Source organism: Anabaenopsis tanganyikae CS-531 (assembly GCF_029891675.1).
In the GTDB taxonomy this organism is placed as follows: Bacteria; Cyanobacteriota; Cyanobacteriia; order Cyanobacteriales; family Nostocaceae; genus Anabaenopsis; species Anabaenopsis arnoldii.
In genome coordinates this window covers 22,313-29,808 of sequence record NZ_JANQDF010000077.1, presented here as the reverse complement: position 1 = coordinate 29,808, position 7,496 = coordinate 22,313, and the positions used below count along the sequence as shown (strand labels likewise).

Here is a 7,496-nt window from a genome sequence, read left to right as displayed (position 1 = left end):
TTCAATGGATAGGGATTTAAACGCAGCAATTAACTTATCGAGGTTGGCTAAACCTTGAAAGCTTACTGAGGGATAACCGCTCCCATGCTCCCATTGAAGTAAGAAATAAATGTCTAGACTTGTCTAGGATTTATATAGCAGTTAAAGCGATAGCCAGCACCTGGAACAGTTTCAATAGGACACGGACAGCCATGATTTGCTAACTTACGCCGCAATAAGCGCATTTGCGCTGCAACTACATTACTAATAGGTTCTTTATCCATGTCCCAAACTTGATGACGCAATTTGCTACCGGGAATGATCCGATTGGGGTTCTGCATCAAATACATGAGCAGCTGAAATTCTTTGGTAGTTAAGGGAATCAGCAGGGGCGTAGACCGATCTAAATTCACTCCTAGGACATTGTTGGCTGTATCCAGAGTAAAACCTGCAACAGTCAGGGTGGATGGTTGTAGTTGAGGCGATCGCCTCTGTAGCGCCCGCAACCGTGCCAGCAATTCTTCCATGAAAAACGGTTTGACCAAATAATCATCAGCTCCCGCATCCAGCCCCGCCACACGATTTGACGGCTGCCCCAAAGCAGTGAGCATCAGCACTGGTAAGGGATTTTGGTGCAGTCTGATCTGCCGACATAACTCCAATCCCGACATTTCGGGGAGCAGCCAATCAACAATCGCAACTGTGTAATCTGTCCACTGGCTTTCTAGCCATAGCCAGGCTTGAGTGCCATCTGTCAACCAATCCACTACATATCTTTCGCTAATTAAGACTTGCTTGATTGCCAGTCCCAAATCCGCTTCATCTTCTACCAGTAAAATTCGCATTGCTCCAGAGAATCAACTATGAGGGAGCTTCATATATTTTACAAAAACATCTGCCATTTCACCTGAATTTCATCTGCCCTTTGGCAAACTTATGGAGAACTTTTGTTTAACCCCTATCTTGTGAGGAGTAATCATGAAATCCTTTCGGCTAATGAGTTCGATTCTGGCAGCCAGTTTAATTGTTTGTGTCCCTACAGTCGGGTTTCCTCATGTCGGACATGGTGATGAATTTCAAGCAACCGGTGGCATTAATCGGGTGAAAGTCAATCCCCAAACCGATCAACTATTAGGTATTGTGGTCACAGCGATCGCCTCCTCTGCTCAAGGCGGGTCTGCCGTGATGATTCCGGTGACAGCATTGGTTGATGCCAACGGTAAGCAGATAGTCTTTGTACAGTATGAGAATTTTTATGAGCCTGTGGAAGTCACCACCGGTGCGACCAAAGGCGAACTAATCGCAGTCACCACAGGATTGTCAGTTGGCGAAAAACTGGTTACTCAAGGTGGTTTGTCCCTATATGCCGAATCGCGCAAAACCCAAACTGCGGATACCCCTGGGACTCCAACAGCCAGTGAGACTCCCACAACCCTAGCTGAAGCAGAAAATCAGGATACTACACAGCAGGCTAGTGGATTACCAATGGGTATCTTAGCAGGAGTCGGTGGTGGAGTCGTCCTTGTGGGCGGTGCGATCGCTGTTATTGCAGGGAATCGCAAGAACAAGGGAGGCGTTTAATTGAGATGTTGAACTCCATTGTCAATCAGATTCTCAAAAACTCAATTACCCAGCGTTGGTTCATAGTTATCTGTGCGATTTTAGTGACCCTGTGGGGAGTGTTCACTGTCACTCAGATGCCACTAGACGTGTTTCCTGAATTTGCGCCCCCCCAGGTGGATATTCACACCGAAGCGACTGGACTAGCTGCAGAGGAAGTGGAATCACAAATTACCGTGCCGATTGAAAGCGCGGTGAATGGTTTGCCAGGGGTAACTACGGTGCGTTCTTCCTCCAAAGTCGGTCTGTCAATGGTGCAGGTGGTGTTTGACCAGGATGCCGACATTTATCAAGCCCGGCAATCAGTGACCGAACGACTCCAACAGGTGACCAATCAGTTACCTGAAGGGGTGCATCCGCCGGCAATTTCACCCTTAGCATCACCATTGGGGACAATTTTACAGTATGCCTTAACTGTGAATGGCCAGGGTAAAACCTCCCTGATGGATTTGCGCCGTCTGGTGGATACTACCCTGAGCAATCAAATTTTGTCTGTGCCGGGAGTCACCCAAGTTAGCGTTTACGGTGGGGATGAACGACAGGAACAAGTGTTAGTTGATCCGGCAAAATTGCGATCGCTCAAGGTTTCCTTGACGGAAGTTACCAATGGGGCTAAGGGTGCAAATTCTAACGCTCCTGGTGGATTTCTCATTGGTGGCGGTCAAGAACTGTTGGTACGCGGTATTGGCCAGGTAAAATCAATTGCAGACTTGCAGCAATCGGTGGTCAAGGTGCAAGATGGGAAACCGATTTTGCTTCAAGATGTGGCGCAAGTAAAAACCGGTGCGGCACTCAAGCGGGGTGATGCTAGTTTTAATGGGCAGCCGGCTGTGGTGATGATGATTAACAAACAGCCTGATGTTGATACTCCCACGGTGACAAAAGCAGTAGAAGCGGTAATGCAATCCCTGCAAACAACCTTTCCCCCTGATGTGCAAGTGAAACAAACGTTCCGGCAGTCTAACTTTATTGATACTGCCATTGTCAATGTCAGCAGTTCCCTGATGCAAGGCATCATCATTGTATCAGTAATTATGCTGTTATTTCTGATGAATTGGCGTACTGCGGTAATTACACTGAGTGCAATTCCTCTGTCACTGTTAATTGGCTTAATGTTCATGAAAGCTTTTGGCTTAGGCATTAACACTATGACCTTGGGGGGTTTAGTCGTAGCCATTGGCTCAGTTGTGGATGACTCAATCGTGGACATGGAAAACTGTTATCGGGGTCTGCGAAGCAATCAGGCCCAGGGCAACCCCAAGCATCCCTTTCAGGTGGTCTATGACACATCTGTGGAAGTACGGTTAGCCGTGATTTTTTCTACAGTGATTATCGTCGTCGTGTTTGCACCAATTTTTAGTTTGACAGGGGTTGAAGGCAACATTTTTGCCCCAATGGGTTGGGCGTATTTGCTTTCCATCTGTGCTTCTACTTTGGTGGCTATGACCCTTTCCCCTGCCCTGTGTGCAATTCTGCTGGCAAACCAAACCCTACCGCCTGAAGGTACATTCATTTCCCGTGGGGCAGAACGGTTATATCGTCCACTGTTAAATCTGTCCCTGCGATACCCTCAAATCATTCTGGGTGTGGCCCTGGCAGCATTGGTTGCCGCTTTTGCGATTATTCCCTCCCTGGGACGGGTGTTTCTGCCGGAATTTCAGGAGAAATCATTGGTAAATTCTATGGTTTTATATCCAGGGGTTTCTCTGGATATGACCAATCGGGCGGGGATGGCTCTGTCTAGTGCGCTTAAAGATCATCCTTTATATGAGTGGGTGCAAGTACGGGCGGGACGCACTCCAGGGGATGCAGACGGGGCGGGAGTAAGTATGGCTCATGTAGATGTAGAACTCAGCGATCTCGCTCTCCAAGACCGGGAAGCCAGCATTAAACAATTGCGGCAAGAGTTCAATAAACTGCCTGGTGTGGCATCTAACATTGGTGGGTTTATTTCTCACCGCATGGATGAAGTGCTGTCGGGGGTGAGAAGTGCGATCGCTGTCAAAATCTTTGGCCCTGATTTAATCGAACTGCGGAAGATTGGCGAACAAGTACAAGATGTGATTCAGCCCATCCCTGGGGTTGTAGATTTGCAGCTCGAACCCCAACTGCCCATTCGTCAGGTACAAATCCATTACGATCGCGCGGCGGCCGCTAATTATGGATTGAGTATGGGGCAGTTATCGAACGTGGTGGAAACTGCCCTCAATGGTCGTGTAGTCTCGCAAGTGGCAGAAAATCAGCAACTCATTGATGTTTATGTCTCCTTGACGGAGAAAGCCCGCAATAGTTTAGATGCCATTCGCGCTATTCCTCTGATTACCCCTACTGGGCAAACCATCGAACTGGGTGCTGTAGCTACGGTAGACTACGGTATGGGAATAAATGTGGTGAATCGGGAAGATGTATCGCGGCTGATAGTTGTTTCGGCAAACGTTGCCGAGCGTGATTTGGGCAGTGTTGTTAGTGATATTCAATCCCAAATTAAACAGAAAATCAAACTCCCCAATGGCTACTTCATCCAGTACGGCGGACAGTTTGAATCGGAGCAACGGGCTACTAATAATCTACTGGTATTTAGTATCTTGGCAGCGATCTTGATTGCGGTGTTGATGTTCTTCTGTGTTAAATCCCTCAGCGCGACCATCGCCATCATGCTCAATCTGCCTTTGGCTTTGGTGGGTGGTATTGTCTCTATTGCCTTGAGTGGCGGTGTGATGTCCATTGCTTCTTTGATTGGATTCATTACCCTATTTGGGGTTGCTGTCCGCAATGGCTTGTTGTTGGTAGACAACTATAACCATAAGTTGGCTCAGGGAATGCCCCTCAAAGATGTGATTGTCAACGGTTCTCTAGAACGAGTTAATGCTATCCTGATGACCGCGTTTACTTCCGCACTAGGTATGCTGCCTTTGGCGATCGCCGGTGGAGCAGGAAATGAAATTCTACAACCCTTGGCAATTGTGGTTTTGGGCGGTTTATTTACTTCTACCGCTTTGACTTTATTAGTCATTCCGGCTCTCTACGCCAAGTTTGGCAAACAGTTTATCCCTCTACACAAACCTGCTTTGATTAACCAAACATGGTCAAACTATTGACACTCCCCACGGCTAGAGTCCGGCGGATTCTAGTTTCACGTTATCGCGATCGCTTTGCTTCGCAGTCCATCGTAATTTTGTCACAATATTTATCAAAGCTGTATCCAAAAGGTATGTTACTATCTCAAACATAACTGCACCAAAACAGCTATGGTAAAAGAATTAGCAATTCGTACCTGCGGATTAACTAAGCAATTTGATCAACATATTGTTGTCAACAATGTTGATTTAGAAATCCCAGAGGGTGAAGTATATGGATTAATTGGCCCCAATGGTTCCGGGAAAACCACTCTCATCCGGATGTTGGTCACTGCTGAACAACCAACCACGGGGGAAATTTATCTTTATGGTCATCCCCTAGAATTTGACAAGAGTAACTCAACTCTCAAGCGTCGTCTTGGCTACTTACCCGATAACTATCCCCTATATGAAGATTTAACAGTCTGGGATTACTTAGACTATTTTGCCCGGTTGTATCATTTGCGGGAACCATATCGTACCCAACGCTTACACGCAGTTTTAGAACTTATCCAACTGGAGAATAAACGTCAAGCCCTAATTTCTACCCTATCCCGGGGGATGAAGCAGCGCTTAGGTTTGGCGCGGGCGATTATTCACGAACCAATTTTACTCATTTTAGATGAGCCGGTTTCTGGACTTGACCCTATTGCTAGGATGCAGTTTCGCGACATCATTACAGCTTTGCAATCTGCGGGAATGACTATTTTAATTTCTTCCCATATTCTCAGTGATTTAGCGGAACTATGCACTAGTATAGGCATTATGGAATTGGGGTGTTTAGTAGAAACCGCTTCCCTGGAAGAAATCTACCAACGATTTTCTCAACAACACATTATCTTATCAACCCCTGGAAGTTTAGAGTTAATCGAGCAGGAATTACAAAACTATTCCTTGGTGCAAAGTTGGCAAAAAATCCCCGGTGAAAACAGTCTCAAGGTCAGTTTTACCGGAACACCAAAAGATGGCGCTGATTTATTGCGTTCTCTGGTTCTATCGGGTTGTTCTATCAGTAACTTTCACAGTACACAAGAAGATTTAGAAAGTATTTTCTTAAAATTAGGGCACAAACAAGCATCCTAACAAGTCAATAATTATCTGTGTATATCTGTTCGGGGAGTAGGCTCATGATGGGGAATATGATCTCTGGCTTAGGTGAATTAAACCCTCAATTCTTACGAGAAATTAAGGGACGTTTAAAAACTCGCAACGTTTTATTAGCATTATTTATCAGTTTTCTCGTTCAGTTGATGCTGTTTATTTACTACCAAGCTGAACTACCAACAAAGGAAAGTATCTATTATTCCCTTCCAGGTTATTGTCAAGGTGAATGGATAAATTCAGAATTTAAATGTGCTGTTGATCAGTATGGTAAGGTAATTATTAATTGGCGAGCATGGCATGATGATGTTTTCTCTTCTCTGAGTCTAATCATCGTTTTTGCTCTTGTGTTGGTCGGAGTTTATTTACTCATCGATGATTTAGCCAGGGAAACCAGCCGAGATACCCTCGGTTTTATACGTCTAGCTCCCCAATCACCTCAAAGCATTCTTGTGGGTAAAATCCTTGGGGTTCCCATCAATTTATATATTGCCATTTTATTCGCAATTCCTTGGCATTTGTGGTTAGGTTTAAATGCTCAAATATCCTTAGAACAGATCCTAATTTTTTATGGCATTTCCCTGGTCTTTACCATTTTCTACTATAGCGGTGCATTACTATTTGGTTTAATAGCTTCTTGGTTAGGTGGGGTTCAAAGTTGGGTAGGAACTGGTTTACTTATAGCTATTTTTCTATTCTATAAAGTTATAGATAGCAGGAATTTTATACCATATACACTGATGGCATTGCAGCTAATTATGCCGCAATATTTCATTCCTAACTCTTCGGGTGATTTCAGCTTTAGGAATTTTCATTGGTTCGGTATATCACTAGGACAGAATGTTGCCATAACCATCAGCTTTAGTTTATTAATTTCCCTGGTTGGCACTTACTTTTTCTGGCAATCTCTCAAGCGTTGCTATAGTTTATGCCATACTACCATGTTAAGTAAACAGCAGAGTTATTTATTAACTAGTATTTTTACCATCATAACTGTAGGATGTGCTAATTGGCAAAACTTGACATATATCCATGGGGATATATTGCTTTTAATGTTTGCCAATTTCTGGCTATTTTTATATCTGATTGCTGCATTAACACCCCATCGGCAAACAATTCAAGAGTGGGCGAGATATCAGCACGTTTATAGTCATAGTTATCCTGGAAAGCACAAATTAATCAAAGATTTAATTTGGGGCGAAAAAAGTCCCAACATATTGGCGATCGCCATCAATGCTATAATTTATGTCATCGGTAGCAGTATACTCATTTTAGCCTTATCAGAGCCTATATTGTATAAGTTAAATATTTTTCTTGCTTTAACTTTTGCATTTACTCTAATAATAATTCATGCAGCCTTAGCACAATTACTTTTATTGATGAAAAATGGGCAGCGGTTGTTATGGACTAATGTGATTTTAGCTGCTGTGATGATCGTACCAGTGGTTTTGCTCACAATGCTTTTTCCGGACTCTGCTCACACTTCACTATTGTTTTCTGTGTTCGCACCAGTTGTAATTATATCCTCAGAAACTGCTGCCATAACTAATGCGATCGCAATTATGGGACATATAGCTATTTTCGGGCTATTACTCTGGCAAATTAAACGCCAATTAAAAACATTAGGGGAGTCAGGAACAAAAGCATTATTAAAATCAAGTTAAGGACTAACACAAACAA

General features: G+C 44.1%; 6 protein-coding genes. 5 read left to right on the top strand and 1 reads right to left on the bottom strand.

Features of this window, described 5'->3' with window-relative positions; genetic code table 11:
* Window positions 1-113: 113 nt before the first annotated feature.
* Window positions 114-824, bottom strand: coding sequence for a two-component system response regulator RppA (gene rppA, locus NWP22_RS07995; protein ID WP_271733823.1), 711 nt, complete (start codon window positions 822-824; stop codon window positions 114-116).
* A 151-nt stretch (window positions 825-975) separates the two neighbouring features.
* Here rppA and NWP22_RS07990 point away from each other — a divergent pair, with 151 nt between their 5' ends.
* The 5 genes from NWP22_RS07990 to NWP22_RS07970 are packed head-to-tail and all read left to right on the top strand — an operon-like array spanning window position 976 to window position 7,480.
* On the top strand, window positions 976-1,560 hold the full coding sequence (locus NWP22_RS07990) for a permuted SH3 domain-containing protein (protein WP_280801710.1): 585 nt from the start codon (window positions 976-978) through the stop codon (window positions 1,558-1,560).
* Window positions 1,561-1,565: 5 nt separating this feature from the next.
* Window positions 1,566-4,697 carry an efflux RND transporter permease subunit gene (locus tag NWP22_RS07985; protein ID WP_271733821.1) on the top strand — a complete coding sequence of 1,044 codons (3,132 nt, stop codon included), beginning with the start codon at window positions 1,566-1,568 and terminating at the stop codon, window positions 4,695-4,697.
* Complete coding sequence (locus NWP22_RS07980; RefSeq protein ID WP_271733820.1) at window positions 4,682-4,831, top strand: hypothetical protein; 150 nt, start codon at window positions 4,682-4,684, stop codon at window positions 4,829-4,831. Before NWP22_RS07985 ends, NWP22_RS07980 begins: the two co-directional genes overlap by 16 nt.
* Window positions 4,832-4,847: 16 nt before the next feature.
* Complete coding sequence (locus NWP22_RS07975) at window positions 4,848-5,798, top strand: ABC transporter ATP-binding protein (RefSeq protein WP_271733819.1); 951 nt, start codon at window positions 4,848-4,850, stop codon at window positions 5,796-5,798.
* Between the two features lie 56 nt (window positions 5,799-5,854).
* Complete coding sequence (locus NWP22_RS07970; RefSeq protein WP_280801709.1) at window positions 5,855-7,480, top strand: hypothetical protein; 1,626 nt, start codon at window positions 5,855-5,857, stop codon at window positions 7,478-7,480.
* Window positions 7,481-7,496: the final 16 nt, after the last annotated feature.